Source organism: Kluyvera sp. EC_51 (assembly GCF_019584505.1).
In the GTDB taxonomy this organism is placed as follows: Bacteria; Pseudomonadota; Gammaproteobacteria; order Enterobacterales; family Enterobacteriaceae; genus Kluyvera; species Kluyvera sichuanensis.
In genome coordinates this window covers 1-528 of the sequence record NZ_VDAG01000054.1, presented here as the reverse complement: position 1 = coordinate 528, position 528 = coordinate 1, and the positions used below count along the sequence as shown (strand labels likewise).

Sequence of the window (528 nt, the reverse complement as noted above, 5' to 3'; positions counted from 1 at the left end):
GTTCCACGGACGCAGCAAGTCGCAACGCTCCCAAAGGGTGATGACCTCTTCGAAATCTTCCTGGCGAAATACGCGTATCTCCATGGTATTCGTTACCTTTTTGCGGGTTAAAAGGCTGATTATGGCGTGAACGGTCGAATTAGCCAATATCTGACGAAAATCGGTTGAAAAAGTGGCATAATGGGGAGTTGAAAAAGTGGCATAATGGGGAGTTGTCAACTATTGAAATGAAAAGTAAAACAATTCTCAACATCAAACCGTCGTAACGGATTACGCGATACGATATAACATCTGGAACTTTATTATTACAACTCAGGCCGTATGAGCACTTTTAAACCACTAAAAACACTCACTTCGCGCCGCCAGGTGCTGAAAGCCGGTTTGGCTGCCCTGACGTTGTCAGGAATGTCGCAAGCCATCGCCAAAGACGAACTTTTAAAAACCAGCAACGGACACAGCAAGCCGAAAGCCAAAAAATCTGGCGGCAAACGTGTCGTTGTTCTCGATCCAGGTCACGGCGGAATTGAT

The 528-nt window shown here is 46.0% G+C and carries 2 pseudogenes; one reads left to right on the top strand and one right to left on the bottom strand.

Features of this window, described 5'->3' with window-relative positions:
• Positions 1-84: pseudogene (locus tag FHC49_RS11435) on the bottom strand (GNAT family N-acetyltransferase); the annotation flags it as partial.
• A 237-nt stretch (positions 85-321) separates the two neighbouring features.
• Between FHC49_RS11435 and FHC49_RS11430 the strand changes: the two are divergent.
• Positions 322-528 (top strand): annotated as a pseudogene (locus tag FHC49_RS11430) (N-acetylmuramoyl-L-alanine amidase); the annotation flags it as partial.